We start from the raw sequence: 26,785 nt of genomic DNA, 5'->3' as shown, positions 1-26,785 counted from the left end.
CAGGCTGAGCGCAGTCGAAGCCTATAAATATTGGCACTAAAATTTTAAGATGCTAAAATAGCCGGATAATTATCGGGACGGCACTAGAGAAATGAATAAATTCAATTTACAAAATATAATTCGCGAGAATGTAAAAGCCATGAAGGCTTACAGTTCCGCACGTGACGAATACGTTTCAGACGGCTCTAAAATGATTTTTTTAGATGCTAATGAAAACCCGTTTGAAACAGGGATTAATCGTTATCCTGATCCGCTGCAACGTCGATTGAAAGCGGTTTTGGCAGAGCAAAAAAACGTTTCCGAAGATCAAATCTTACTCGGAAATGGCAGCGATGAAGTTTTAGATTTATTATTCAGGGCATTTTGCGACCCAAAAATAGATAACATCATTACTTTGCCGCCTACTTATGGGATGTACACAGTGCTTGCAAATCTTAATGAAATTGAAGAGCGTAAGGTAGAGTTGAATGTCGATTTTCAGCCCGATGTTGATGCGATTTTAAAGGCGATTGACAATAATTCAAAATTGTTATTTATTTGCTCACCAAATAATCCAACGGGTAATGTCATTGCTTCAGAAAAAATCAAAACCCTGCTTGAAAAGTTTAATGGTTTGGTTGTTATTGACGAGGCGTATATCGATTTTTCGAATCAAGAAAGTTGGATTTCAGAATTATCAAATTACCCCAACTTAATTGTTACCCAAACCCTCTCCAAAGCTTATGGTTTGGCAGGGGTACGTTTGGGACTTTGTTATGCTTCCGCAGAAATTGTTTCCGTTTTAAATAAAATTAAACCGCCATACAACGTTAACGAATTAACTCAAAAAAGAGCTTTGGAGCGTGTTTCAGATTTAGATGCCGTTAGTTCTGAGGTGAATTCAGTATTAAACGAAAGAGCAAAACTAATTGAAGCGCTTAAAACCATTAGTTTTGTCGAAACCATTTTTCCAACCGAAGCAAATTTTGTTTTAGCGCGGGTAGATGATGCGACAAAACGATACAATGAGTTGCTGAAAAAAGGTATTGTAATTAGAAACAGAACCACCCAGCCGCTTTGTGAAAACACACTGCGTTTTACCGTGGGAACGACGAATGAGAATGAGGAATTGATAAAAGCTTTAAAAGAATTAAAATAAACTAACTTTTACACACCCGAGTAAAAGTTCCTCCCCGAGCTTGCATTGAGCGCAGTCGAAATGGGGAGGTTAGGAGGGGCTTTAGCATGAAAAAAGTACTATTTATAGATCGCGACGGCACATTGGTTTTAGAACCACCAGTAGATTATCAATTGGATAGTTTAGAAAAGCTGGAATTTTACCCAAAAGTGTTTCAATACATGGCAAAAATTGCTGCTGAATTGGATTTTGAACTCGTTATGGTGACCAATCAAGACGGGCTGGGAACCGATTCGTTTCCGGAAGACACCTTTTGGCCGGCGCAAAATAAAATCATCAATGCGTTTAAGAAGGAAGGCGTTGAGTTTTCTGAAATCTTCATCGACAAAACATTTCCGCATGAAAATGCGCCCACGCGTAAACCAAGAACCGGACTATTGACGAAGTATTTTTCGGAAGAATACGATTTGGAAAATTCGTTTGTTTTGGGCGATCGAATTACCGACATGGAGTTGGCCAAAAACTTGGGCGCTAAAGGAATCTATCTATCTGAAGATCCAGAATTGGGTGCCGATGAAATAGAAACAGATAAGCAAGACATTCTAAATTGTATCGCTTTGACCAGCACCGATTGGCAAGAAATTTACGAGTTTTTAAAACTTAACGATAGAGTTGCAGAAATTACCCGTAATACCAACGAAACCCAAATTTATATCAAATTGAATTTAGATGGTTCGGGAAAAAATGATATCGATACCGGATTATCATTTTTCGACCACATGCTTGATCAAATTGGTAGACATGGCGCAATGGACTTGACTATTAAAGTGAATGGGGACTTGGAGGTGGACGAGCACCACACTATTGAAGATACCATGATTGCTTTGGGCGAATTGTTCAACAAAGCTTTAGGAAATAAATTAGGAATTGAACGTTACGGATTCTGTTTGCCCATGGACGACTGCCTAGCGCAAGTGGCGGTAGATTTTGGAGGAAGAAATTGGTTGGAATGGGATGCCGAATTTAAGCGCGAAAAAATCGGCGATATGCCCACAGAAATGTTTTTCCATTTGTTTAAATCGTTTACCGATGGGGCTAAATGTAATTTAAATATAAAAGCAGAGGGCGTAAATGAGCACCATAAAATTGAAGGCATTTTTAAAGCTTTTGCCAAAGCAATGAAAATGGCGGTAAAACGTGATGCCAACAAAATGTTTTTACCATCAACAAAAGGGATGCTGTAATATTTATTTGCTTTTGTACAGTCAACAAACAGCAACAAACAACTAGCAACCAACAACAAATAGAAATGAAATTAGTAATTATTGATTACGGAGCGGGAAACATCAAAAGTATTCAATTCGCTTTTAGGCGATTGGGGGTTGATGCGATATTATCCAACAATCCTGAAGAAATAAAATCGGCCGACAAAGTGATTTTTCCAGGTGTTGGGGAAGCCAGTTCGGCTATGAAAATGCTAAAGGAAAGCGGCTTAGATACACTCATTCCTACTTTAAAACAGCCCGTTTTAGGAATCTGTTTGGGCATGCAGTTACTGTGCAAGCATACCGAAGAAGGTGACACTGAAGGTTTGGGTATTTTTCAAACCAACGTAAAACGCTTTTCGAATGATGTGAAAGTGCCTCAGATGGGCTGGAACGTGATTAAAGAATTAAAATCCGATTTATTTAAGGGTATCAACGAAAACGAATACATGTATTTGGTGCACAGTTACTACGCAGAACACTGCGATGAGACTATCGCCAAAACCGATTATGGTATCAATTACGCTTCGGCATTGCAACACAATAATTTTTATGGTGTACAATTCCACCCAGAAAAAAGTGGTAACGAGGGCGCTAAAATATTAAAGAACTTTTTAAAGTTAGATGTTAAAGGTTAAATATTAAAAGTTTAATGAAAAATCAATTAATTGAAAGAACAAAAAGGTTTGCTTTAGATTGTTGGACGTTTTGTTTTAAAGTTCCAAAATCGAGAGAATATAATGCTTTTGTCAATCAATTAATTAGGAGTTCGAGTTCGGTGGGTGCCAATTATCGTGCATCGCAAAGAGCAAAGTCAACGGCAGATTTTATCAATAAGTTAAAAATCGTAGAAGAAGAAGCTGACGAAAGCGTTTATTGGTTAGAAATTTTTGAAGAGATTTTACCAGAACAGAAAGGTGAAATTTTAAAGTTAATAGGTGAAGGTAAAGAACTTTTGGCCATTACTGTTGCATCAATAAATACGGCAAAGAAAAATCAAAAGAATTAGGAGGAGACTTCTAACTTTTAATATCAAATATTTAATATTAACAATGAGAATCATACCAGCCATCGATATAATTGACGGAAAATGTGTCCGATTAACAAAGGGAGATTACGACACCAAAAAAGTATATAACGAAAATCCGTTGGAAGTAGCCAAAATGTTCGAAGGAGCGGGCATTCAATATTTACATTTAGTGGATTTGGATGGCGCTAAAGCGCAACATATTGTGAATTACAAAGTGTTGGAACAGATAGCCACAAAAACCAAATTGAAAATCGATTTTGGTGGAGGTTTAAAATCTAATGAAGATTTACACATTGCTTTTAATTCTGGTGCTCGGCAGATTACCGGAGGAAGTATTGCTGTTAAGGACGCCAAAACTTTTGAAGGTTGGATAAACAAATACGGCAGCGAGAAAATTATACTCGGAGCCGATTGCAATAATGGAAAAATAGCCATAAGTGGCTGGCAGGAAGAGAGTTCGCTAGAGTTGATTTCGTTTATAAAAGGTTACCAAAAAAAAGGTATTCAGTATGTAATTTGTACCGACATAGCAAAAGACGGTATGCTTCAAGGGCCGTCGGTAGATTTGTACAAACAAATCATTTCAGAATGCAGTAACTCGAGCAAACAATCCATAAAATTAATTGCTTCCGGCGGAATTTCACATATTGATGAGTTGCCTGTTTTAAAGGAATTGGGCTGTGAAGGTGTCATCATCGGCAAAGCGATTTACGAAAATAAAATCAGTTTACAGCAATTAGAAAAATTTGTCTAAATGACTTGTTTTTCTATTTCCGCAGTATCGGAAATTATAAAAAGAATTTTGAATGCTTACAAAACGAATTATTCCCTGTTTGGATATTAAAAACGGACGAACCGTTAAAGGAGTCAACTTTGTGGATTTACGCGATGCCGGCGACCCAGTAGAGTTGGCGAAGCAATATGCTGAAGTTGGAGCCGACGAACTGGTGTTTTTAGATATTTCGGCCACCTTAGAAGGACGTGCCACCACTTTGGATATGGTTTTACGTGTTGCCGAACAAGTGAACATTCCTTTTACGGTTGGTGGAGGTATTTCGAGTGTGGAACATGTTGACGATTTGTTACAATGTGGTGCTGATAAGGTGTCCATTAATTCTTCGGCAGTGAAACGTCCGGAATTGGTTAATGAACTAGCTGATAAATTTGGGAGCCAATGCGTAGTGGTGGCTATTGATGCCAAACAAATTGATGGCAACTGGAAAGTACATTTGGCGGGAGGAACCATTCCCACCGAAATCGATTTGTTCGAATGGGCAAAAGAAGTTGAAGAACGTGGCGCTGGTGAAATTTTATTTACTAGTATGGATCATGATGGTACAAAAAACGGATTTGCCAATAAGGCCTTGGCTAAATTGTCCACCGAATTAAATATTCCTATTATTGCATCGGGTGGTGCAGGAAATGTACAGCATTTTGCCGATACATTTATTGAAGGAAAAGCTGATGCCGCTTTGGCCGCCAGTGTTTTTCATTTCGGTGAAATCCCCATCCCAGAATTAAAAAAAAAGTTGAAAAAACATAATATTGAAGTGCGATTATAACGTCACTTCATAGAGGAACGTCGAACTAATCTCTTAAAATGAACGGCAAAAGATAATTATGACTATAAAATACGATGCTCACGGTTTAGTACCTGCTATTATTCAGGATGCTTCAACAAAAAACGTTTTGATGTTGGGCTATATGAATGAGGAGGCTTATCAAAAAACATTGGAAACCCAAAAGGTGACTTTTTACAGCAGAAGTAAAAAACGTCTTTGGACCAAAGGTGAAGAAAGCGGAAACTTTCTAAATCTTGTTGATATAAAGAACGACTGCGATAACGACACCCTTTTGGTTCGAGTAAATCCAGCTGGGCCTACTTGCCATAAAGGTACCGGTAATTGTTGGGGAGAAGACAATAAACCTTCCTACGGGTTCTTTTCAACTTTAGAAGATGTGATTGCAGAACGTGTTGCCAATAAAGACACCAACAAATCTTATGTGGCGAGCCTATTTTCAAAAGGCATCAATAAAGTTGCCCAAAAAGTAGGCGAGGAAGCTGTGGAAACGGTGATTGAAGCCATGGATAATAATGACGAGTTGTTTCTTTACGAATCGGCCGATTTATTATTTCATTATTTAATGCTGCTTCAAGCCAAAGGGTTTACCTTAAAGGATATTGAAAACGAACTAAAAGGAAGGCACAAGTAAAACTATTGTTCCGTTTTGAATAAAAAGTTCTTCTACTTAATCAAGATCCAGTATTTGGGCTATCGTTTTCATGGATGGCAAAAACAACCAGATGTAAAAACATTGCATCTTATGGTAGATCGTACCATGAATTATGTGCTTGAAGGTAAACCTTTTAAGACTTTAACTTCAGGTAGGACCGATGCCATGGTTTCGGCAGAGCAGGCGGCCTTTGAATTGTTTTTGGAAGAACCCATTGAAGATCAAGAGTACTTCCTAAAATGGTTCAATTACAATCTGCCGCAAGATATTCGGGCCTTGAGTATTAAAGAAGTCGATAAGAAATTCAATATCATCAACCACTCTAAAGTAAAGGAATACCTGTATTTGTTTACCTATGGCGAAAAATGCCATCCGTTTTGTGCCCCCATAATGACTACCATTTTAGATGAATTGGATGTTGATATTATGAAACAGGGCGCCAAGTTATTTGAAGGTGAACATTACCTAAAATCCTATTGTTACAAACCATCAGAAACGGGTGTTTATAACAGAAAAATATTGACCTGCGAAATTGTAGAAAACACGTTGTACACGGCCAATTACTTTCCTGAAAAAACATATTTATTGCGTGTTCGGGGCAAAGGGTTTATGCGCAACCAAATTCGGTTAATGATGGGCACGCTTATTGATTTGGGCAAAGGCAAACTTTCGCTGAACGATATCGAAACTAGTTTGCAGCCCGATAGCAACTTAAAAATGAATTATATCGCACCCGCTTCCGGGTTGATTTTGAATAAAATCGATTTCGAATAAAGCATTTTTTTCTTCTTAACTCCCCTTAAAACTTTTAACAACCCCCAATTTTGTTAACATAAATTTATGTTAATGCGCCGCCTATTGGGTTAAAGCCTGTTAAAGCACTTGACTTTTTAGTCCTATCCTTCATAGTTTGATAATAGAAAAATTTAAAAATCAAAATATTATGAACTATTTGAATATGAAAGATGAAGAACTTTTAAAAGTGGTTGTTGAGCTCAATATTTTGTTAGCGGATTACCACATTTATTATCAAAAATTAAGAAGCAACCATTGGAATATTCTTGGTAAAAACTTTTTCGATTTGCATTTGAAGTTTGAAGAATTGTACAACGATGCCAAGGTGAAAATCGATGAAATTGCCGAGCGTATCTTGACATTAAGATACCATCCCATGAGTAAATTGGAAGATTACCTAAAAGTATCATCTATCACCGAAGAAGTACCGTTGAAATCGGATACTGACATGATTACCGAAACATTAAAGGATCACAAAAAACTATTAAAACAAATGTCGAAAGTGGTCGATGTGGCCAATAGTGTTTCAGACGAAGGTACGGTCGATTTAATTGGCGCATACATCAGGGAACTGGAAAAACACAGTTGGATGCTCGATGCGTGGAATAAAGATTCAACAGCTACTTTAAAGGAAAAAGTGGTCGAAATATCCTAAAAAACAATTTAGAATTTAAAGGTTGTTCCGTTCAAATGAGTTCCTATTTGTTTGAATCAAAGCAATCTTAAATGGTAAGATCTAGTAATTTAGAAAGGTAACTTTTAAAATCAAAAATCATGAAAAAGACGCTAATTAGTTTAATGTTTTTGTTCGTTTTATCAACCGTTTTTGTGGGTTGTAGAGATGAAAAGAAAACAGCAGACGAAAAAATAGAAAGCGCCATTGAAGAGGTGAAAACCGAAATTAAAGACAACTCTAAAGAAATATCAGACGATGTGCAAGATGCCTTGGAAGATGTTGAAGATGAAATCGAAGAGACCAAGGAAGAATCACAAAAATAATTTTAGGTTAAAATCAAGCAACTTTTAATATAAAAAAATAAAGATGAAAAATTTAGCATATATATTGGCCATGTCTGTTTTTACTACAGCCTGGGCACAAGAAACTCCAAAAGAAGTAAAACAGGAAACTCAAGTTAAAACCGTTAAATATGATGACGGTGAGGCTACTACCGAGAAAAAAGTAAAAGTGGTAACCCGAGAAACGGCCGATGTAAAACTTGACGAAAAGGACAAAAAGAAGGTCAATCAACAGCGTGTTAAATCCACCAAAAAAGTGGAGAAAATGTTGATGGTTGATGATGATAACGATTCAGAATTTGATTTGCTGACCAAAACCACACATTTTGTGAACGATGATGGGCAGTACAAATTTACGCCAAATAGCCGAGGTTTTGATATTGCTTTTGATAATGACAACAATCAGTTTGTTGAAATAGGAAGCGCATGGACAACCCAATCTAGAGGCAACTACATTATAAGTGGTGAAGTGCAAAATGGTATAGGGTATTTCAATAAAAACGGTGATTTTGTAATTGAATATTACGATGAAACGTCCAACCAAATAAAAACAAAAATTTACACTAAGGGTAGCCTTTAATCAAGTAAACACAATATGAAAAGAAAAGTCTCGACTAGGTCGGGACTTTTTGTATTTTAGTACAATTAAAAATATTGTTATGAGTGTTGTAATTTCAAAGTCGGTTTTCACCTTTTTAAATAAATTAGAAAAAAACAACAATCGGGATTGGTTCAATGAAAATAAGGCTGAATTCAAATCGGTTGAAAAAGAGGTAAAGGCCTTTTACAATGCTATTTTTGAAAACCTGAATAAACATGACGATATCGATAAACTCAAAATATTTAGAATTTACAGAGATGTTCGTTTTTCAAAAAATAAGTTGCCTTATAAAACACATTTCGGAGGTTCGTTCCACCGGACAAAACCAAAATTGCGAGGTGGTTACTATCTGCACATCCAACCCAATAACGAGAGTTTTTTGGCCACCGGGTTTTGGGAGCCCGCTAAAGAGGATTTGCTTCGAATCCGGAAGGAATTTGAAATGGACGATGCCGAAATCCGGGATATTTTAGCCAATAAAAAATTCAATAGTGTTTGGGGCGATGCCTTTGTGGGTGACGAGGTTAAAACCGCACCCAAAGGCTTCAGTAAAGAACATCCATCTATCGATTTAATCAAGAAAAAACAATACATCTTCACAAAAAAATACACCGATGACGAAGTAATGGATTCCGGGTTTTTAAACGAAGTGGATACTTCTTTTAAAGCCGTGCGTCCTTTTTTCGATTACATGAGCGATGTACTCACTACCGATTTAAACGGTGTGTCGGTTATATAATTTCAGTAATGACGTATTTGGTTTGGTTAAACTCAAAACGATCCTTTTTAGATTTGTTTTTTAGCAATTGGCCAATGGGCGACCTTAAAGAAATGGCGTAATAAACCTCGTTACCCAATTCAATTTTTCCAATACTTGTAGAGAGGAAAAAATTCATTTGTTTGGTTTTAACAATGCTGCCCAGTGCCGCGTAGGTTGTACTTACGTTGAGCTTAATTTGTTTTAAAAATGCTTTGGCTTGTTGCGCATCGTTTAAATAACCCATGTTTTTTTCGAGGTCGTTTAACAGCTTGCCGTTGCCAGAATCGTCGTCTTCAGAATCGCCCTTGTCATTACTTTCAATAGATTCTTTTATTAAATTAATCTCTTCTTTGTAATCGTTAACACGTTTGTCTATCCGCTCGTTACAAATTTGCAGAAGCTGTTGCTTTGTGGTCATTTAAATGCTAAACGGCTTTTAAATATTCCGGCTTTTCAAACAATTGGATTTGGCTTAAAAGCCGTTCCTTGACGATGTTCATCATACGTTTGTTCAGTGCCGATGAGTTTTCAATGTAAACCAAATATTCTTCAACCGTAAATTGCCCAATAACCATTCCTTTCAATGAGTTTCTAAACTTCATGTCTTTTTGGATGGCATTTTCAATATAGAGTTGTCGCTTTTCCAAAGACAAGTCGTAAAAAACCGATTTGTGCTTAGCCACATAATTCCTGAAAACTTCAATGAATAAATCGTTTTGAAATTTAATGACAGGGCGTAAAACGAGATTCTGAAAGCGCTCGTCGCTGCTCATGTTGTCGTTAATAGTGTTGCTTAAAATTTCTGGACGAATACTTTTAATTTGGGATTGTCGAGTGTTCATTTTGGAAAGTTTTCAATAAAGTTAAATATTATAAAAAGCTATTTGGGCATCGTATTTTATTATTATCAACCAGTTTATTAACAATTCTATTTTTCTACTTTTACTCAACCATACAAACCTATTGATAACATGAAGTTTGGAAGCGTTGAACATCCAGAACAAATCGATTTTACTTTACCGAAAGACCACCCGAAAACCAAAACGGTATTAAATAAAGTGAAGGATGACAATGTGCCCGAAATTTATGTGGGATGTGCTAAGTGGAACCGTGCCGATTTAAAAGGATTTTACCCGCGCGGGACTAAGGATGAGTTGGGGTATTACTCGTCGCAATTCAATGCTATTGAGCTAAATGCCACGTTTTACAGGATTTTCCCTGCGGAACAGTTTTCCACTTGGCACGACAAAACGCCAGAGGGTTTTAAATTTTTCCCGAAGCTAAATCAGGAAATTAGCCACTGGAAACGATTGAACGATACAAAGGAGGTAGTTGAAAATTACCTTTACAATGCCTCCAACCTTAAGGAGAAACTGGGCACCGTTTTTTTACAAATGCACAATAATTTTGCACCGAAGGATTTTGATAGGGTGGTGGACTTTGTAGAAAATTGGCCAAAGGAAATTCCGTTAGCGGTCGAGTTTAGGCATACCGATTGGTATAACGACAATAAGGTTGCAGAGGATTTATTTCAGCTTTTGGAAAGCCATAACATTTCGAATGTGATTGTCGATACTGCAGGCCGTCGCGATTTGATGCACATGCGCCTTACCAACCCAACGGCTTTTGTGCGCTACGTAGGCGCGAACCACCCCACCGATTACAGCAGATTGGATGATTGGGTAGAGCGGTTAAAAACTTGGAAAGCACAAGGCATTAAGGAAATTGATTTTTTCACCCATCAAAATATTGAAAAGGAATCGCCTTTGCTTTCGGCATATTTTATTAAAAAGTTGAATGATGAATTGGGATATCAGCTTAAAATTCCGAACGAAAAAGAGCAACAAGAATTATTTTGACAGTGGTAGATTTTGAACATTAAATTTGCCAAGACGTCAGTTCGAGTGAATTTTTCGAATGAAATGAGAAAAATTTGTATCGAGAACCAGAATTTTATCAAAATGTAAAAATATTTTATTAAAAACAAGACAACAAACACATGAGATTTCATACAAGAAAATGGGTTAAACCCGAAGATTTAAACGCCAATGGTACTTTATTTGGCGGCCGATTATTGGAGTGGATAGACGAAGAAGCCGCTTTGTACACCATCATCCAGTTGGAAAACCAAAAAGTGGTGACCAAATTTATGAGTGAAATAGACTTTAAAGCCTCGGCAAAACAAGGTGATATTGTTGAAATTGGCATTGAGGTGGTTAAATTTGGTAAGGCGTCTTTGGTGCTTAGCTGCGAGGTAAGAAACAAAATGACCCACGAAACCATTATTACCATATCAAATATTGTAATGGTGAATTTGGGGGAAGACGGTAAGGCCAAACCACACGGAAAAACCAAAGTGGAATACGTATCTGACCGATTGAACTAAGCGCTTTAAAATTTATAACCATATAGCGGTTCCGTTAAAAAATTATTGATTATTTCTAAATCCATTAATAATTATTTAAAAACAATTGATGTTGGGGGTTAATTTCAGCAAGATGTTTAAAAAACAAACAGTTTTTCGTAAATTTGCAGGCATTTTGGCGTTTTCATCAAAGCCCAAAAGTATATTCTTTTAAGACATAAAAATTAAATAAAACATAATATGAGTAAGACGTTGTTCGACAAAGTGTGGGATTCACATGTTGTTAGAAAAATAGAGGATGGTCCGGATGTATTTTTTATAGATCGTCATTTTATACATGAAGTTACTAGTCCTGTGGCTTTTGTAGGTTTAAAAAGCAGAGGGATTGGAGTGATGTACCCCGAAAAAACTTTTGCTACTGCAGACCACAATACGCCAACTTGGAACCAGCATTTACCAGTTGCTGATCCACTTTCGGCCAATCAGCTTGAGGCTTTGGCTAACAATGCAGCTGAGTATGGTATTTCGCATTGGGGGTTAGGGCATAGAAACAATGGTATTGTTCATATTGTAGGGCCTGAAAATGGTATTACTTTACCAGGATCAACTATTGTTTGTGGTGATTCGCATACTTCAACACACGGTGCTTTTGGTGCTATTGCATTTGGTATCGGTACATCGGAAGTAGAAATGGTGTTGTCTACGCAATGCATCATGCAGCCTAAACCTAAAAAGATGCGTATTAACGTAAACGGAAAGTTAGGTTTTGGTGTTACTCCAAAAGATGTGGCACTTTACATTATTGCACAACAAACCACATCTGGTGCAACAGGTTATTTTGTTGAATATGCTGGAGATGTGTTTGAAGATATGTCTATGGAAGGCCGTATGACGGTTTGTAACCTTTCTATTGAAATGGGTGCCCGTGGCGGAATGATTGCTCCAGACGAGAAAACTTTCGAGTATATTAAAGGAAGAAAGCACACACCTAAAGGTGCCGATTGGGATAAAGCCATGGAATATTGGCAAACCCTTTACACTGAAGAAGGTGCTGAATTCGACGCAGAGTTCAACTATGACGCTGCCGATATTGAGCCTATGATTACCTACGGAACCAACCCGGGCATGGGCTTAGGTGTGACTAATTCAATCCCAAAGGCTGAAGAGGTTGAAGGTAATGTAAATACCTATAAGAAATCTTTAGGTTACATGAAATTTAACGAAGGCGATAGCATGATAGGGAAACCTGTTGATTACGTTTTCTTAGGATCATGTACCAACGGACGAATTGAAGATTTTAGAGCATTTTGTTCTATTGTAGAAGGACGTAAAAAAGCCGACAATATTACGGCTTGGTTGGTGCCTGGATCGCATAAAGTGGTCGATCAAATAAAAGAAGAAGGTTTAGATAAAATATTGGAAGCCGCTGGTTTTGTATTAAGAGAGCCAGGCTGTTCAGCGTGTTTAGCAATGAACGATGATAAGGTTCCTGCCGGTAAACTTGCGGTTTCAACGTCTAACCGTAATTTTGAAGGGCGTCAAGGACCAGGTTCAAGAACGTTATTGGCATCTCCACTTGTAGCTGCGGCTACGGCTGTTGAAGGTGTGGTAACCGATCCAAGAACGTTATTAGAATTAGTTTAAAATTAAAAAGAATTACTGCCGAAAATTAATTGGCAGACTGAATACTAGACATTATGGCTTACGATAAATTTGAAGTATTAACCAGTACAGCGTATCCTTTACCGATAGAAAACGTAGATACCGATCAAATTATTCCTGCACGTTTCCTTAAAGCTACGGAGCGTAAAGGATTTGGAGATAACTTTTTCCGCGATTGGAGGTACGATTCAGAAGGGAATCCTATTGCAGATTTTCCTTTAAACGATTCAAAATACGAAGGTTCGAAAATATTAGTTGGAGGCAAGAACTTTGGTTCGGGGTCTTCAAGAGAGCACGCGGCATGGTCGGTTTACGATTTTGGTTTACGTTGTGTAATTTCATCCGCATTTGCAGATATCTTTAAAAACAATTGTTTAAATATTGGTGTATTGCCAGTTCAGGTTTCTGCAGAATTTGCTCAAAAGTTGTTTGATGCCATTGAGGCCGATCCTAAAACAGAAATTAAAGTAGATTTGCCAAACCAAACCGTAACTTTATTGGCTACTGGCGAATCAGAATCATTCGATATCAATGGTTACAAAAAAGGAAATATGTTAAATGGTTTCGATGATATCGACTATTTGCAAAACATGAAAGAAGAGATTGCTTCTTTTGGTGAAACCAGACCTTTTTAAGCTAAACCATTAATAAAGCCTATTCATTTTCAATGAAGAAAATTGAGATTATGGACACGACACTGCGCGATGGTGAACAAACCTCGGGCGTGTCGTTTTCTGCTTCAGAAAAACTAACCATAGCAAAGCTTTTACTCGAAGAATTAAAAGTTGACCGTATTGAAATAGCCTCGGCAAGAGTGTCCGAAGGCGAATTTCAAGCTGTAAAAGATGTGACGCGATGGGCTTCTGAAAATGGTTTTATCGAAAAAGTTGAAGTCTTAACTTTTGTTGATAAAGGTGTTTCCATAAATTGGATGATTGAGGCGGGAGCAAAGGTTCAAAATTTGCTCACAAAAGGTTCATTAAATCATTTAACCCATCAGCTTAAAAAGACTTCAGAACAGCACTTTAAGGAAATTGAAGACACCATTGCTTTAGCTACTTCAAAAGGTATTGAAACCAATATCTATTTAGAAGATTGGAGTAACGGTATGCGTAATTCTAAAGAGTATGTTTTTCAGTTTTTGGAGTTTTTGGCATCGCAAGATGTAAAGCGCATCATGCTTCCCGATACCTTAGGCGTTTTAACACCCAATGAATCCTTTGCTTTTGTAAATGAAATAAAGGATAAATACCCGAATTTACATTTCGATTTCCACGCACATAACGATTACGATTTAGGAGTGGCCAACGCCATTGAAGCCGTAAAAGGTGGTGCGGATGGTTTACACCTCACTATTAATGGTATGGGTGAGCGTGCCGGAAATGCACCCATGGCTAGTACTATTGCTGTAATCAACGATTACATGCCTAATGTAGAAATTGGCGTGAATGAAAAAGTACTTTATACAGTAAGCAAGCTGGTAGAGAACTTTTCGGGAATTACCATTCCGGCCAACAAGCCCATTATTGGAGCCAATGTATTTACCCAAACAGCAGGGATTCATGCCGACGGCGACAATAAAAAGAACTTGTACTTTAGTGACTTAATGCCAGAGCGTTTTGGACGTACCAGAAAATACGCTTTGGGCAAGGCTTCGGGAAAAGCCAATATCCAAAAGAATTTACAGGAATTGGGGCTTCAGTTAAACGACGAAGACCTGAAAAAAGTAACCCAACGCATCATCGAGTTGGGCGATAAAAAACAAGTGGTTACCAAGGAAGACTTACCGTATATCATTTCCGATGTTTTGGATTACGATTACGAAGAAAAGGTAAAAGTGAACACTTACGTGCTCAACCACGCCAAAGGCTTAAAACCTTCAACAACCGTTTCCTTGACTATTGAAAACGACACGTTTGAAGAAATTGCCCAAGGCGACGGACAATTTGATGCCTTCATGAATGCCATCAGAAGCATTTTCAAAAAACAAAAACGCGGTATTTTGCCCGATTTAATTGATTATGCGGTGCGTATTCCTCCGGGAAGCCGTTCGGATGCCTTGTGCGAAACCATCATCACTTGGAAAAGCCCCGAAAAGGAATTTAAAACCCGTGGTTTGGATTCCGATCAAACGGTATCGGCTATAAAAGCCACCGAAAAAATGCTGAATATTATTATTAATTAAGATCTATAAATACAAACACATGAAATTTAACATAGCCCTTTTAGCCGGAGACGGTATAGGACCAGAAGTGATAGACCAAGCGGTAAAAGTAAGTGATGCCGTGGCTAAAAAATTCGGACACGAAATTACGTGGAAACCAGCCTTAACTGGAGCTGCAGCCATCGATGCCGTTGGTGAACCTTATCCAGATGAAACGCACGAAATTTGTGCTTCATCCGATGCGGTTTTATTCGGAGCCATTGGTCACCCAAAGTTCGATAACGATCCTTCTGCACCTGTACGCCCAGAGCAAGGTTTGTTAAAAATGCGTAAAAAATTAGGCTTGTTCGCCAATGTACGTCCTACTTTCGTATTTCCTTCATTATTGGATAAATCGCCTTTGAAGAAAGAGCGTATTGAAGGAACTGATTTAGTATTTTTCCGTGAATTGACTTCCGGTGTTTACTTCGGTGAAAAAGGAAGAAAAGATGACGGTAATACCGCTTACGACACCAACGTTTACACTAAAGAGGAAGTGACGCGTTTGGCTCGTAAAGGTTTTGAAGCCGCGATGCAACGTTCAAAAAAATTATGTTGTGTGGATAAAGCCAACGTTATGGAAACCTCGCGTTTGTGGAGAGAAACCGTTCAAGGTATGGAGAAGGAATACCCAGAAGTAGAGGTATCTTATGAGTTTGTTGATGCCGTAGCAATGCGTTTGGTACAATGGCCAAAAGATTATGATGTATTGATTACCGAAAACTTGTTTGGAGATGTATTGACTGATGAAGCTTCTGTAATCTCTGGTTCTATGGGATTAATGCCATCGGCATCTTTAGGAACAAGCGTTTCTTTATTTGAGCCTATCCACGGATCTTACCCACAAGCGGCTGGAAAAAACATTGCTAACCCAATGGCGACTGTATTGTCGGCTGCTATGATGTTCGAAAACTTCGGATTGGCTGAGGAAGGAAAAGTAATCCGCGATGCCGTAAACAAAGCTTTGGCTGAAGGTATTGTTACCGAAGATTTAGCTGAAGGCGGAAAAGCCTATGGCACTAAAGAAGTAGGGGATTGGTTAGCTGCTAACATCTAATAAAATTGAGGATTTAAATATATTTCATTAAAAAAGGTTCGATGTAAAAATCGAACCTTTTTTGTTTGCATTTTATTAATTAATTCTCAACGTTTAGTGACAGAAGCTCGTTATCGTCATGCTGAACTTGATTCAGCATCTCTTATTATTTGTAAAAACCATTTTACGTTGTGTTTCTTTAATAGCACTTCGACTTGCTTTGCAAGGTACTTTCAAAGAAAATATATTTTCTTTTCAACCAATGCTCAGTGTGACAATTCAGGATGATTATAAAATATTATCCTTCAATAATATCTTTATACTCTTCAAAAAAGGCTTCAAACAAAGTCATTTTTTCATTAAAGAATTCCATAACATCGCGCCACGAGTTTTTATTGTGGATGGATACTTTTTGCTCCAAAGGAACGTAAATACGGGAAATTTCTTTGTAGTTTTCAAGAATATATTCTTCTTCGAAAATGGCATCGGGTAGATATTCTTCGGTTAGTATCGATTTCAAGGCTAGTAATTTTTCCCAATAGTTTATACGGTTTTCCAAATCGTCTTCCAAATCCAAAGCCACCAATGCTTTTTTATTATCAAAGTGGAATTTAAAACTTAGACCTTTCAATTTGGTGTCGTATAGAATCCACTTCCGTGGAAACGATTTCCCAAAACTGGTCCAAAACTCCTGCCGTAATAATCTCGATTCTTCTTTACTGAACATGAAAAATGCTATTTTTGGTTCCTACATATCGTGCTTTTAGGATTAGATATTTCTCGCAAAGTCGCAAAGTCGCAAAGTCGCAAAGCAAAACAACTTACTTGTTCCGGTTAAAAAACTTAGCGTCTCGGCGTCTTTGCGAGCTGACATTTATACGAGGATATCCTTAAATCAAATACGCAATACCAACCCCTAAAACAATAGCAATAAATTTAGATAAATTAAACTTATGGCCATCGCTGCTTTCAAACAAAATGGTGGTCGAAATATGGAAAAATATACCAATAACTATCGCATTTATAGCATGCGAATATTGCGCAATGGAAGTTGATTCATGTGAAATCCACGTACCCAACGGTGTCATTAAAGCAAACACAACCAAAAAAGCTGCCATTTGTATTTTGCTATAATTACTCTGAATTAAAAAGAGCGTAATTATAAGCGCAATGGGAATTTTATGAATCAAAACACCGTAAACCATATCGTTGTGGTCGTGTATCGAAAAGCCTTCCAAAAAACTGTGAATGCACAAACTAATAAACAACAACCACGGAAAAGTAGCTTCATTTTTATGAATATGAACATGCCCATGTTCAGCCCCTTTCGAAAAAAGCTCTAATATAATTTGCAATAAAATACCGCACATAATAAGCACTCCGGTAAACTTTGGTGCTAAATGGAGGTACACTTCCGGCAGCAATTCGAAAAGGGTGAGTGCCAATAAAAACGCCCCACTGAAGGAGAGTAATAATTTAGTGTTCCAAGATTTTTGCTTTTTAGCAATTGTGGCCAGAAAAAAGCCCAAAATCACTGCCAATATGGGAAAAAGAAATTTATTCATTTAATTGTATTCTATTCACAACAGTAAAAATACTCAAATGCCGATTATCGGCTGGTTTACTTAAAAATCATCACCAAGCGTTCGGAGGTTTTAGGGCTAAATTTTCGTAGTTTATAATCACCAAAAACATCCAACAAATAGACGCCCGCTTGTTCAAAAAGCAGTTCGAAATCCTGTAAAGTAAATGCGCGCACCCGCTCCTGAAAATGGTAATCCTTATCGCCAACAGCAAACCGAATGTCCTTTATAATATAATCGCCGTCAACATAACGCTTTAATCGGAACTCAATATCATCAACCACTTTAGTTTCTTCAGGCACCAAATGGTCTATAACATATTCGCTGTTCATAAAGTCGATCACCGCAAAACCGCGCTCGTTCAAATTGGCCTTAATCGCCTTAATGGTTTTTAGGTTATCGGCATCGTCCTCAAAATACCCAAAACTGGTAAACAGATTGAATACGGCATCAAACTGCTTATGGTAAGGCAGGCACATATCGTGTACATCGAAATGCAAACGGTGGTTTTCAAACTTTTTGGCAAAGGCAATACTGTTTTCGCTCAAATCAACACCCGTAACGTCGTAACCAATTTTGTTCAAATAACGGGCGTGGCGGCCCTTTCCGCAGGCCAAGTCCAAAATAGTGCCGTTTTCAGGAATGTTTAAATAATCGGTAAGCGTTTCCATAAAGGCATGGGCCTCGGTTGCATCCCGATCTTTGTATAAAATATGGTAGTAAGGCGTGTCAAACCACGACGTAAACCATGTAGATGTATTGTTGGTCATAAATTTTTTTTGGGGTTCCCCTGTCGGGTCAGGCTTTCCGCTATATCTTTTTAAAATATAAAAAGGATGCCGCTGCAATCCTTAACCCATTATCTGCTTTTGCTAGTGTTTAACCGCAAAATTACATTATTTTTGCAAGGTATCAGACTAAAAAAATGGAAGAAAATTTCAACATGGTCGCCAAAACCTTATTTGGCTTTGAAGATTTATTGGAAAACGAATTAAGACAAATGGGTGCACAAAGCATCAAAAAAGGGGTGCGTAACGTGTCGTTTGTTGGTGACAAAGGGTTTATGTACAAAGCCAACTTGGGGCTGCGCACGGCCATAAAAATATTAAAGCCCATTCACAGCTTTAACGTCAACAACGAAAAAGATCTTTACAATAAAATCTATGCCATGGATTGGGGCAAATACCTAAAACCAAACGGCAGTTTGGCGGTTGATGCTACCATCCACTCGCATCTGTTTTCGCATTCGCTCTTTATTGCCCAAAAAACAAAGGATGCCATTGTTGATAAATTTCGTGATACCGATGGGCAACGTCCCGATGTCGATTTGAAATTCCCAGATTTAAAAATCAATGTGCATGTTGATCGGAACCGCTGTACGGTGTCGTTAGATGCTTCAGGCGACTCACTTCATAAACGTGGTTACAAAACCGCTACCAATATCGCTCCGATTAACGAAGTGCTCGCGGCCGGAATGATTATGCTTTCGGGATGGGACGGGCAAAGTGATTTTATGGACCCCATGTGCGGTAGTGGTACCATTTTGATTGAGGCCGCTATGATTGCCTGTAATATTCCGCCAAATTTGATGCGAAACGAATTTGCTTTCGAACGTTGGCCCGATTGGGATGTCGATCTGTTCGAAAAAATAGAGGAATCGTTATTGAACAAAACCCGCGATTTCCATCATAAAATCATCGGTTACGACAAAGCGCCCAGTGCCGTTCTAAAAGCCAAGGACAATGTTAAGAACGCCCAGTTGGAGGATTTTATTGAAGTAAAGCACGAAGATTTTTTCAAAACGCAAAAGCCGGGCGACAACAAATTGCACATGGTGTTTAACCCGCCGTATGGTGAGCGTTTAAATATCGATATGGAGAAATTCTATGCAGAGATAGGCGATACCTTAAAGCAAAATTACCCCGGCACCGATGCTTGGTTTATTACCAGCAACCTCGATGCTTTAAAACATGTGGGCTTGCGCCCTTCCAAAAAAATACAGCTTTACAACGCGAAACTGGAATCGCGTTTAGTAAAATATGTGATGTATGAGGGGAGTAAGAAGGGAAAATATATGAAGTAGTTGTATGCAAGTTTAAATCAGAATGGATAAAGAAATATTTGAAAAAAGTTTTATTGAAAAATTAGATAAAAACTTTTCTGAACTATCAAAAAATTTTGATTTTAGATTCAGGATATTTTCTGAGTTCAACACGTTAATTTTTGAATTAAATAAATGCTTAATACTTGAATTGAATAGAGCATCAATAACTCTCACAAATCATTTACTTGAACGACTTTTAAAATTGTCACTTATATACAATGAGCCCGGTTTTAGACCAATACCAATTGAGGAGTGGAATGAAAAATTTGGAGAACCAAATAAAAAGTATAGTTCAATCTCTTTAGGTAATTCCATTGAGTTGTGTAAAAAGAAAGGCCTAATATCTGATTCTGAAAAAGATATTCTTTTTGACACAATAAGAGTTTTGATGAGAAATGGATTTTCTCACGCGGATTCAACTGATATTTTAGCAGATATACCTGATGAAACACCCATGTTCGTTGGAAATATAAAGAGGCCTAATGACAAACTGAAAGAAGTTGGATTGAATCAAAAAATAATCCCAACATTTCAAGCCTTACAGATGGAAAGTTTCGCTAAAGAAAATGCTAAACCCTATTTCCATTTTGTTTTTGAATTAATTCATAAAATAGAAACTCGGATAATTGAAAAAAAAATATAACCAGCATTCAACACTTAATAAAGATAATTACGAGGGATTAAACTGCATCCGAATTTTCTCTGGATTATCAACACCTGTCCTTAGTTAAAAATTATTAATTTTTAACATGCAGCTGACAGTTACCAAAGACTGTTACAAAAACTATTTCCCTAATTTTAAAATTCGAATCGCTCCTTGAATAACCAGTATAAAAACAATCGAACCAATTATTAAATCGGGTTTGTTGGAGTTCAGCCAGTTAACTAGCACTCCTGCGGTAATAACACCTAAATTAATGATAACATCGTTTGAAGTAAATATCATGCTGGCTTTCATGTGGGCTTCTTCTTTGCTTTTCGATTTTTGTAATAGATAAAGGCAAACACCGTTTGCAATTAAAGCCAAAACAGATATCCAAATCATAACCGAAAAATCAGGAAATTTTTCTGTTCCAAAAAAACGCCTTAAAACTTCAATAAATCCAATTATAGCTAACACCATTTGAAAATATCCGGCAAGTTTGGCAATTCGTTTTTTTCTAACCAAAGTACCGCCAACTGCAAAAAGGCTGATACCATAAACAAACGAATCGGCCAACATATCTAAACTATCTGCCACCAATCCCATCGATTTTGAAATAACTCCGGTAGTTATTTCTATAACGAAAAAAATAAAGTTAACGGCCAGTACAGTCCACAATAACTTTTTTTGATTTGTATTTTCAGTAACCTCAAAATCTTCAACTAATTCAGAGGATATCTTTTTGCCTCCTAAATTCAATTGTATAATGGCTTTTTCGATAAGGTTATCTTCTTCTTTATGATAGACTAACAGTTTCCGATTGGGAATATCAAAATCCAGATGTTTTATGCTTGATATGCCATCTAATTTCATCCGGATTAAATTCTCTTCCGAAGGACAATCCATTTTGGTAATTTTGAATTCTGTTTTTTGCATAGGATAATTTTGTTGCAAACAAATATAACAAAACCTAAAAAGTCAAAATCCACGAAAAGAATAACTAATTTAGCTTACGTTTGTTTTAATTACTTTTTAATGCAGCATATAAAAGAATCCTCCGTAAATAAAAAGGACCCCAAATCTAAAGTTACCATTGGCCAAGCCTTTAAAACCATTATTTGGCCACGACGCAATCTAGTTTTTATTGGCTTAATTCTTATCGTAATTAGAAGTTTGGCCGGTTTAATATTGCCGTGGCAGAGTAAAGTGTTGCTGGACGACGTTGTACCCAGCAAAGACTTAAGCAAAGTTTATACTTTGGTAGCCATCGTCCTATCGGCCATTTTGGTGCAGGCGGTCACCTCGTTTGCGCTTACCAGAATTTTAAGTGTACAAGCCCAATATTTAATTAGTGAGTTGCGTGCCCAAGTACAGAAAAAAGTACTATCACTGCCCATCAGTTTTTTCGATAATAACAAATCGGGGGCTTTGGTTTCCCGAATTATGAGTGATGTGGAAGGCGTCCGCAATTTAATCGGTACAGGCTTGGTGCAATTGGTTGGTGGTTCTTTTACGGCCATCGTTTCATTGGTTATCCTTATCAAACTTAATGCGTGGATGACACTTTTTGTATTTGTGCCATTATCCATTTTTGGGTACATTGCTTTGCGGGCGTTTAAATATATCCGGCCTATTTTTAGAAAACGAGGGAAAATAAATGCCGAAGTTAAAGGCCGTCTAACCGAAACTTTGGCTGGCGTTAGGGTGATTAAAGCCTTTAATGCCGAAAACCAAGAAAATGAAGTGTTCGAAAAAGGGGTGGATAAACTCTACCAGAACGTAAAAAAGAGTTTAACGGCCACGGCTTTAATGACTAGTTCGTCCACTTTTTTAATTGGTGTTGCTACTACGGGTATAATGGGCATTGGTGGTTATTACATGATGCAAGCTGAAATGACCACGGGTGATTTTCTATTTTTCACCTTAATATTAGGTTTTATGATTGCGCCCATTGTACAAATGAGTAATATCGGGAGTCAGCTTACGGAAGCTTTAGCGGGATTGGACCGCACGGAAGAACTGATGAATATGGCTGCCGAAGCCGACAATGAAGACCGAAATATTATTTTGAAAAATTTAGAGGGGCACATCGAATTCAAAGAGGTTTGCTTTGCTTATGAAACTGACAAAGACGTCATCCATAATATTAGTTTTAAAGCACCTGCAGGTTCGGTAACGGCTTTGGTTGGCAGTTCAGGTTCCGGAAAATCGACCATTGCGAGCTTGTCAGCAACGTTTTTAAATCCGCGTTCGGGAATCATAACCATTGATGGCAATGACCTTTCGAAAGTAAATTTAGAGAGCTACCGTCAATATTTGGGTGTTGTGCTTCAAGACGAATTTTTGTTTCAAGGCACTATTCGTGAAAACATCATGTTTCCGAAACCCAACGCTTCAGAAGAGGAACTTCAAAATGCGGTAAAGGCAGCATTTGTAAACGAATTTACCGATCGGTTTGAAAACGGATTGGAAACCTTAATCGGCGAACGTGGCGTAAAACTTTCCGGTGGACAGCGCCAACGATTGGCTATTGCTCGAGCTATTTTGGCCGATCCAAAAATTATTATTTTAGATGAAGCCACTTCAAATTTAGATACCGAAAGTGAAGCGTTAATTCAAAAAAGTTTGGGGGAATTAGTAAAAAACAGAACCACTATTGTAATTGCCCACCGATTGAGTACCATTCGCAAAGCCGACCAAATTTTAGTGGTGGAATCGGGCCGTATTGTGGAGCGTGGCACGCACGATGAACTTATAAAATTAAACGGCCGTTATTACGATTTATACACCTATCAAGCAAAAATTTAACCACGGGTTTTTACCACATAACTTAACCATCATCGATTTACTAATAGGGTTGGTCTTGTTTTTTTGTTTTAGGTGAGAATTAATGTTAAATTTTAATGTACTCCCTTTTTGAGACAGTGACGGAAAGCGTTTGTTTTTGTTTTGAATCTTCATTTAAAAAACGCTTTCAGAATGAAATTATTTAGCCCTAATTGCCAACAGCTACCTTCTTAGCGTTGGGTTGTTCTAGGGAATTAATTGAATTTGGCGATTAAATATTTAATTCTGTCAATCGAAAAATTTCAAAATTAATATTGTGAGTTAGTATCTGCAATATTAATAGCGTCGAGTAAAGCTATTTTAGATTAAAATTTAGCCATGCGGGGCTTTGTTTATTTCGTTCTTTTCATTTTGATGTCCAATACCCATATTCTCAGCGCCCAAATTAAAAAGGAGAATTTTAAATTTGGATTATCATACGGCAGCGGTACGCAAAATAGATACCCATATAAGCTTAGTGACCACATGCACACTGTTAATTTTTACAAAGCCCAGTTAAACTATCGGTTAAAACAAAAACGGAAATGGGCATACGAGATTAATTTGGAGCCCAATTTTAATGTGGTTCGTCATCAGTTGATAGATGCATCAGTTATAAATGGTAAAGACGGTGACAATTATTTAGAGTTAAGGGAACACTATGCACAAAGGCAAGACCTAAAAGAGTATGTTTTAAATATTGGTATTATAATGCGATATTATATTAGTAAGGACCTTAGTTCTTATGCAATTGGAAGTATGGGGCCAATGATTGGAAATAAGGCGACCGAAAGACTGGCGAAAGGCTTTGCGTTTTCAGATGTTTTTGGGATTGGCTTGTCGTTTCAAATTGGAAAAACGACCTTTGATTTTCGGTATTCGATGAGACATACGTCCAACTTAAATTTCAAAATGCCAAACAAAGGACATAATACCATGAATATGGAGTACGCCGTATTGTTCCATCTTTAGAGAGTTTTAGATGCGACAACTGACCGATAAAATCTATAAAAATTAAACTGATGAAAATTACAGATATTGATAAAAATGAATATGCCGATTTTTACAGCGGCTACTTGAGCTTAGTGCCTAAACGAACTACTTTGCAAGATGGATTTAAAGAAGGGTTGGTTAGTGTGTCCGACTTTTTTGAAAATATTCCAGCCATCAAACTGAATCATGCTTATGCCCATGAAAAGTGGAGCGTGAAAGAAGTATTTCAGCATCTTATTGACACCGAACGTGTGTTTCAATACCGTTGTTTTTGTATTGCCAGACAGGACAAAACAGCTTTGCCAGGATTTGAACAAAACGACTACATAGCTCCTTCCATGGCAAAACACAAAAATTTAGAAGCCTTAATTGAAGAATTCAAAACCGTTCGCCATAGTTTTATCAGTTTATTGGATTCTTTAAGTGATGAGGATTTAAAACATATTGGTAATGCCAATTCTAATCCGATGTCTGCCAGAGCTGCTGCTTTTGTGGTTTTGGGGCATTATCTTTGGCATATCAATATTATTAAAGAGCGCTATTTATAACTTGATTCGATTGAAAAGCGCAGAAACCATGGCGAAATTAAACTAGTTTGCTTGCGGGCTTCTGCTTTCTCAAGAACACAAATACTAAAAGCGATAAGATACCAAATACCGAAAAGCCCACAAATAGCGGTAGTACGGAAGATTGCACAAAACCTCCAATGTAATTGGCTATAGGTACGGCAAGCACGGTAGATAAAAAACCGTTAATCGCTGCGCCAATACCAGCAATATGTCCCAGAGGCTGCATAGCCAAAGCTCGTAAATTTCCGAAAAGGAAGCCCACTGCAAAAAATTGTAGTGCAAAAAAGCCTAGCAATATGTAGATGCTAGGATTGTTTCCAGACCAAAACAAAATCACGTAAAGTACCGAAATAAAGGCATAAGCAATACAAGCCATAAACGCCATGTGCATCATGCCAAACCGAACTACCAATCGGCTATTTAAAAAAGTGGCCAATCCTATTGAAATTGCCAAGCTGGCAAATATATAGGGGAACATTTCGGCAAGGTTATACTGCTCTTGAAATATTTGCTGCGAAGTACTTAAATATACCATAAAAGAGCCCGTGATAAACCCCGAAATTAAGGTGAATGCAATAGCGTCTGTATTTTTAAAAAACTCTTTGGTACCGTTAACAAACAAACTGGACGAGAACCGAATGCGTTTTTCTTTTTCTAGGGTTTCCGGTTGTCTTGACCAAAACCAAAACATAATGAGTACACCAAAAATAAGGTTGAAATAGAATACCGAAGTCCAATCGAAAAACTGCATTAAAAACTGTCCGAGAGTGGGGGCTATAACCGGTACCAATAGAAAAAACATAACAATTATAGAAATGATTTTAGCCATGTAATCGCCACTAAATTCATCCCTAACCATAGATATACTAATTGTTCTTGCCGATGCCAATCCGAAACCTTGCAAGGTTCTGCCCAAAATCATCATTTGAAAACTTTCGGTGCTTACACAAATAATACTGGCTATTATAAAAATAAAAAAACCAGCGTAAACCAGTGGTTTTCTTCCAAAACTATCTGATAAAGGGCCTAAAATCAATTGACCAAAACCAATCCCTAAAAAAATCATGGTAATCAGTAATTGGTTGTCATCAGACGAGGTAACTCCCAAAGAGGCTCCAATTTCCGGCAAAGCAGGTAAAAGGGCGTCGATGGATAGCGCTACTATAGACATTAGCGAAGCCATTAGGGCAATAAATTCAAACTTTAAATGTTGGGGTTTTTGCATGCCGCAAAATTACGGTAAATAAATTCACTAAAAAGAGGTTAACCATTTATTAACACAATACTATTATTGTTAAATTTGATGACTGAAACAATAGCCACAACATGAGCATTCAGCCACTTTTAAACTACATAAACAAGCACGTAAAACTCACCGACGAAGAAGCCGAAATTTTGGAATCAAAAGTCACTGTTAGAAAGTATTTAAAAGGACAATACGTCGTGCAACAAGGCGATATTTGTAAAATTGAATGTTTTGTAGTAAAGGGTTGCACTAAGATGTTTCATGTGGATGAAGCAGGACAGGAGCATATCGTTATGTTTTCGGTTGAAGATTGGTGGACGGGCGATATGGGAAGTTTTATTACCCAAACCCCGGCCGATTTCAATATTCAGTGTATCGAAAATACCGAGTTAATACTGTTCCATTACGATACTATTGAAGCGCTTTACACCGAAATCCCAAAACTGGAACGCTTTTTCAGGTTGATTATTGAACGTGCTTTTGCATCATCACAAAAGCGTATTGTTAGGAATTTTAGTCTTTCAGCAAAAGACCGCTACTTGTATTTTAAAAATCAATATCCAGAAATAGAACAACGTATTCCTCAATATATGATTGCTTCGTATTTGGGCATTACCAAAGAATTCCTTTCAAAAATTAAGAGCGAAATTGCGCTTGAGGCTTAGATTTCAAACAAAAATGCGATACGGTTTTCAGTAACTATTCGCAAAAACTAGAAAATTCTTAAATTTATAC

31 protein-coding genes are annotated in these 26,785 nt (G+C 37.5%); 24 read left to right on the top strand and 7 right to left on the bottom strand.

Annotated elements, in window-relative coordinates; all coding sequences use genetic code 11:
* The first annotated feature begins 91 nt into the window (after nucleotides 1–91).
* The 12 genes from hisC (at nucleotide 92) to ABI125_10000 (ending at nucleotide 8,799) form a co-directional block, all read left to right on the top strand.
* Complete coding sequence (gene hisC / locus ABI125_10055) at nucleotides 92–1,138, top strand: histidinol-phosphate transaminase (GenBank protein XCF05067.1); 1,047 nt, start codon at nucleotides 92–94, stop codon at nucleotides 1,136–1,138.
* An 86-nt stretch (nucleotides 1,139–1,224) separates the two neighbouring features.
* On the top strand, nucleotides 1,225–2,361 hold the full coding sequence (gene hisB, locus ABI125_10050) for a bifunctional histidinol-phosphatase/imidazoleglycerol-phosphate dehydratase HisB (GenBank protein ID XCF05066.1): 1,137 nt from the start codon (nucleotides 1,225–1,227) through the stop codon (nucleotides 2,359–2,361).
* A 65-nt stretch (nucleotides 2,362–2,426) separates the two neighbouring features.
* Nucleotides 2,427–3,020, top strand: coding sequence for an imidazole glycerol phosphate synthase subunit HisH (gene hisH / locus ABI125_10045; GenBank protein XCF05065.1), 594 nt, complete (start codon nucleotides 2,427–2,429; stop codon nucleotides 3,018–3,020).
* A 14-nt stretch (nucleotides 3,021–3,034) separates the two neighbouring features.
* Nucleotides 3,035–3,391 (top strand): four helix bundle protein, encoded by a 357-nt coding sequence (locus tag ABI125_10040; GenBank protein ID XCF05064.1) that lies wholly within the window; start codon nucleotides 3,035–3,037, stop codon nucleotides 3,389–3,391.
* Nucleotides 3,392–3,434: 43 nt separating this feature from the next.
* The gene (gene hisA, locus ABI125_10035; GenBank protein XCF05063.1) at nucleotides 3,435–4,166 is read left to right on the top strand and encodes a 1-(5-phosphoribosyl)-5-[(5-phosphoribosylamino)methylideneamino]imidazole-4-carboxamide isomerase; all 732 of its coding nucleotides are present in this window, start codon (nucleotides 3,435–3,437) and stop codon (nucleotides 4,164–4,166) included.
* A gap of 52 nt (nucleotides 4,167–4,218) precedes the next feature.
* Nucleotides 4,219–4,974 (top strand): imidazole glycerol phosphate synthase subunit HisF, encoded by a 756-nt coding sequence (gene hisF / locus ABI125_10030; GenBank protein ID XCF05062.1) that lies wholly within the window; start codon nucleotides 4,219–4,221, stop codon nucleotides 4,972–4,974.
* A gap of 58 nt (nucleotides 4,975–5,032) precedes the next feature.
* Nucleotides 5,033–5,626, top strand: coding sequence for a bifunctional phosphoribosyl-AMP cyclohydrolase/phosphoribosyl-ATP diphosphatase HisIE (gene hisIE, locus ABI125_10025; protein ID XCF05061.1), 594 nt, complete (start codon nucleotides 5,033–5,035; stop codon nucleotides 5,624–5,626).
* Nucleotides 5,627–5,641: 15 nt separating this feature from the next.
* Nucleotides 5,642–6,421: a tRNA pseudouridine synthase A gene (locus ABI125_10020; protein ID XCF05060.1), complete on the top strand. Its 780-nt coding sequence runs from the start codon at nucleotides 5,642–5,644 to the stop codon at nucleotides 6,419–6,421.
* A 169-nt stretch (nucleotides 6,422–6,590) separates the two neighbouring features.
* Entirely contained in the window at nucleotides 6,591–7,097 is a 507-nt protein-coding gene (locus ABI125_10015) for a Dps family protein (protein XCF05059.1), read from the top strand.
* A gap of 119 nt (nucleotides 7,098–7,216) precedes the next feature.
* Nucleotides 7,217–7,441 carry a hypothetical protein gene (locus ABI125_10010; protein ID XCF05058.1) on the top strand — a complete coding sequence of 75 codons (225 nt, stop codon included), beginning with the start codon at nucleotides 7,217–7,219 and terminating at the stop codon, nucleotides 7,439–7,441.
* Nucleotides 7,442–7,484: 43 nt separating this feature from the next.
* Nucleotides 7,485–8,039 carry a hypothetical protein gene (locus tag ABI125_10005; protein XCF05057.1) on the top strand — a complete coding sequence of 185 codons (555 nt, stop codon included), beginning with the start codon at nucleotides 7,485–7,487 and terminating at the stop codon, nucleotides 8,037–8,039.
* A gap of 79 nt (nucleotides 8,040–8,118) precedes the next feature.
* The gene (locus ABI125_10000; protein ID XCF05056.1) at nucleotides 8,119–8,799 is read left to right on the top strand and encodes a DUF2461 domain-containing protein; all 681 of its coding nucleotides are present in this window, start codon (nucleotides 8,119–8,121) and stop codon (nucleotides 8,797–8,799) included.
* Here the strand turns inward: ABI125_10000 and ABI125_09995 are convergent.
* Together ABI125_09995 and ABI125_09990 are read right to left on the bottom strand one after the other, a co-directional pair.
* Complete coding sequence (locus ABI125_09995) at nucleotides 8,792–9,238, bottom strand: hypothetical protein (protein ID XCF05055.1); 447 nt, start codon at nucleotides 9,236–9,238, stop codon at nucleotides 8,792–8,794. The two genes, ABI125_10000 and ABI125_09995, sit on opposite strands and share 8 nt — an antisense overlap.
* A 7-nt stretch (nucleotides 9,239–9,245) precedes the next feature.
* Nucleotides 9,246–9,662: a glyoxalase gene (locus ABI125_09990; GenBank protein ID XCF05054.1), complete on the bottom strand. Its 417-nt coding sequence runs from the start codon at nucleotides 9,660–9,662 to the stop codon at nucleotides 9,246–9,248.
* 129 nt (nucleotides 9,663–9,791) lie between these two features.
* On the opposite strand from ABI125_09990, the gene ABI125_09985 reads away from it, so the two are divergent.
* From ABI125_09985 to leuB, 6 genes are all read left to right on the top strand, one after another.
* Nucleotides 9,792–10,679: a DUF72 domain-containing protein gene (locus ABI125_09985; protein ID XCF05053.1), complete on the top strand. Its 888-nt coding sequence runs from the start codon at nucleotides 9,792–9,794 to the stop codon at nucleotides 10,677–10,679.
* A 140-nt stretch (nucleotides 10,680–10,819) separates the two neighbouring features.
* A complete protein-coding gene (locus tag ABI125_09980; protein XCF05052.1) occupies nucleotides 10,820–11,206 on the top strand; it encodes a hotdog domain-containing protein in 387 nt (128 codons plus the stop codon).
* A gap of 219 nt (nucleotides 11,207–11,425) precedes the next feature.
* Nucleotides 11,426–12,829 (top strand): 3-isopropylmalate dehydratase large subunit, encoded by a 1,404-nt coding sequence (gene leuC / locus ABI125_09975; GenBank protein ID XCF05051.1) that lies wholly within the window; start codon nucleotides 11,426–11,428, stop codon nucleotides 12,827–12,829.
* A 53-nt stretch (nucleotides 12,830–12,882) separates the two neighbouring features.
* Nucleotides 12,883–13,482 (top strand): 3-isopropylmalate dehydratase small subunit, encoded by a 600-nt coding sequence (leuD, locus tag ABI125_09970; GenBank protein ID XCF05050.1) that lies wholly within the window; start codon nucleotides 12,883–12,885, stop codon nucleotides 13,480–13,482.
* A 32-nt stretch (nucleotides 13,483–13,514) separates the two neighbouring features.
* Entirely contained in the window at nucleotides 13,515–15,032 is a 1,518-nt protein-coding gene (locus ABI125_09965) for an alpha-isopropylmalate synthase regulatory domain-containing protein (GenBank protein ID XCF05049.1), read from the top strand.
* Nucleotides 15,033–15,051: 19 nt separating this feature from the next.
* Nucleotides 15,052–16,107 (top strand): 3-isopropylmalate dehydrogenase, encoded by a 1,056-nt coding sequence (gene leuB, locus ABI125_09960; GenBank protein XCF05048.1) that lies wholly within the window; start codon nucleotides 15,052–15,054, stop codon nucleotides 16,105–16,107.
* Nucleotides 16,108–16,384: 277 nt separating this feature from the next.
* Here leuB and ABI125_09955 read toward each other — a convergent pair whose 3' ends face one another.
* The 3 genes from ABI125_09955 to ABI125_09945 form a co-directional block, all read right to left on the bottom strand.
* Entirely contained in the window at nucleotides 16,385–16,813 is a 429-nt protein-coding gene (locus ABI125_09955; protein XCF05047.1) for a DUF4268 domain-containing protein, read from the bottom strand.
* A 163-nt stretch (nucleotides 16,814–16,976) separates the two neighbouring features.
* On the bottom strand, nucleotides 16,977–17,651 hold the full coding sequence (locus ABI125_09950) for a ZIP family metal transporter (protein XCF05046.1): 675 nt from the start codon (nucleotides 17,649–17,651) through the stop codon (nucleotides 16,977–16,979).
* A 56-nt stretch (nucleotides 17,652–17,707) separates the two neighbouring features.
* Nucleotides 17,708–18,439 carry a methyltransferase domain-containing protein gene (locus ABI125_09945; GenBank protein ID XCF05045.1) on the bottom strand — a complete coding sequence of 244 codons (732 nt, stop codon included), beginning with the start codon at nucleotides 18,437–18,439 and terminating at the stop codon, nucleotides 17,708–17,710.
* 155 nt (nucleotides 18,440–18,594) lie between these two features.
* Here ABI125_09945 and ABI125_09940 point away from each other — a divergent pair, with 155 nt between their 5' ends.
* Together ABI125_09940 and ABI125_09935 are read left to right on the top strand one after the other, a co-directional pair.
* Complete coding sequence (locus ABI125_09940; GenBank protein XCF05044.1) at nucleotides 18,595–19,752, top strand: class I SAM-dependent RNA methyltransferase; 1,158 nt, start codon at nucleotides 18,595–18,597, stop codon at nucleotides 19,750–19,752.
* Between the two features lie 22 nt (nucleotides 19,753–19,774).
* Complete coding sequence (locus ABI125_09935; GenBank protein ID XCF05043.1) at nucleotides 19,775–20,416, top strand: hypothetical protein; 642 nt, start codon at nucleotides 19,775–19,777, stop codon at nucleotides 20,414–20,416.
* 141 nt (nucleotides 20,417–20,557) lie between these two features.
* On the opposite strand, the gene ABI125_09930 is transcribed toward ABI125_09935, so the two are convergent.
* Nucleotides 20,558–21,352: a cation transporter gene (locus ABI125_09930; protein ID XCF05042.1), complete on the bottom strand. Its 795-nt coding sequence runs from the start codon at nucleotides 21,350–21,352 to the stop codon at nucleotides 20,558–20,560.
* 99 nt (nucleotides 21,353–21,451) lie between these two features.
* Between ABI125_09930 and ABI125_09925 the strand changes: the two genes are divergently transcribed.
* The 3 genes from ABI125_09925 (at nucleotide 21,452) to ABI125_09915 (ending at nucleotide 24,783) form a co-directional block, all read left to right on the top strand.
* The gene (locus tag ABI125_09925) at nucleotides 21,452–23,224 is read left to right on the top strand and encodes an ABC transporter ATP-binding protein (protein XCF05041.1); all 1,773 of its coding nucleotides are present in this window, start codon (nucleotides 21,452–21,454) and stop codon (nucleotides 23,222–23,224) included.
* 357 nt (nucleotides 23,225–23,581) lie between these two features.
* The gene (locus tag ABI125_09920) at nucleotides 23,582–24,214 is read left to right on the top strand and encodes an acyloxyacyl hydrolase (GenBank protein ID XCF05040.1); all 633 of its coding nucleotides are present in this window, start codon (nucleotides 23,582–23,584) and stop codon (nucleotides 24,212–24,214) included.
* Nucleotides 24,215–24,264: 50 nt separating this feature from the next.
* Nucleotides 24,265–24,783 (top strand): DinB family protein, encoded by a 519-nt coding sequence (locus ABI125_09915; GenBank protein ID XCF05039.1) that lies wholly within the window; start codon nucleotides 24,265–24,267, stop codon nucleotides 24,781–24,783.
* A 37-nt stretch (nucleotides 24,784–24,820) separates the two neighbouring features.
* On the opposite strand, the gene ABI125_09910 is transcribed toward ABI125_09915, so the two are convergent.
* Nucleotides 24,821–26,029 carry a multidrug effflux MFS transporter gene (locus ABI125_09910; GenBank protein XCF05038.1) on the bottom strand — a complete coding sequence of 403 codons (1,209 nt, stop codon included), beginning with the start codon at nucleotides 26,027–26,029 and terminating at the stop codon, nucleotides 24,821–24,823.
* Between the two features lie 101 nt (nucleotides 26,030–26,130).
* Here ABI125_09910 and ABI125_09905 point away from each other — a divergent pair, with 101 nt between their 5' ends.
* Nucleotides 26,131–26,715, top strand: coding sequence for a Crp/Fnr family transcriptional regulator (locus tag ABI125_09905; GenBank protein XCF05037.1), 585 nt, complete (start codon nucleotides 26,131–26,133; stop codon nucleotides 26,713–26,715).
* Nucleotides 26,716–26,785: the final 70 nt, after the last annotated feature.

It is taken from the genome of Tamlana crocina (genome assembly GCA_040429635.1).
Lineage (GTDB): Bacteria > Bacteroidota > Bacteroidia > Flavobacteriales > Flavobacteriaceae > Flavisericum > Flavisericum crocinum.
The sequence above is the reverse complement of the archived record's forward strand: the minus strand, read 5'-3'. Positions and strand labels throughout refer to the sequence as shown.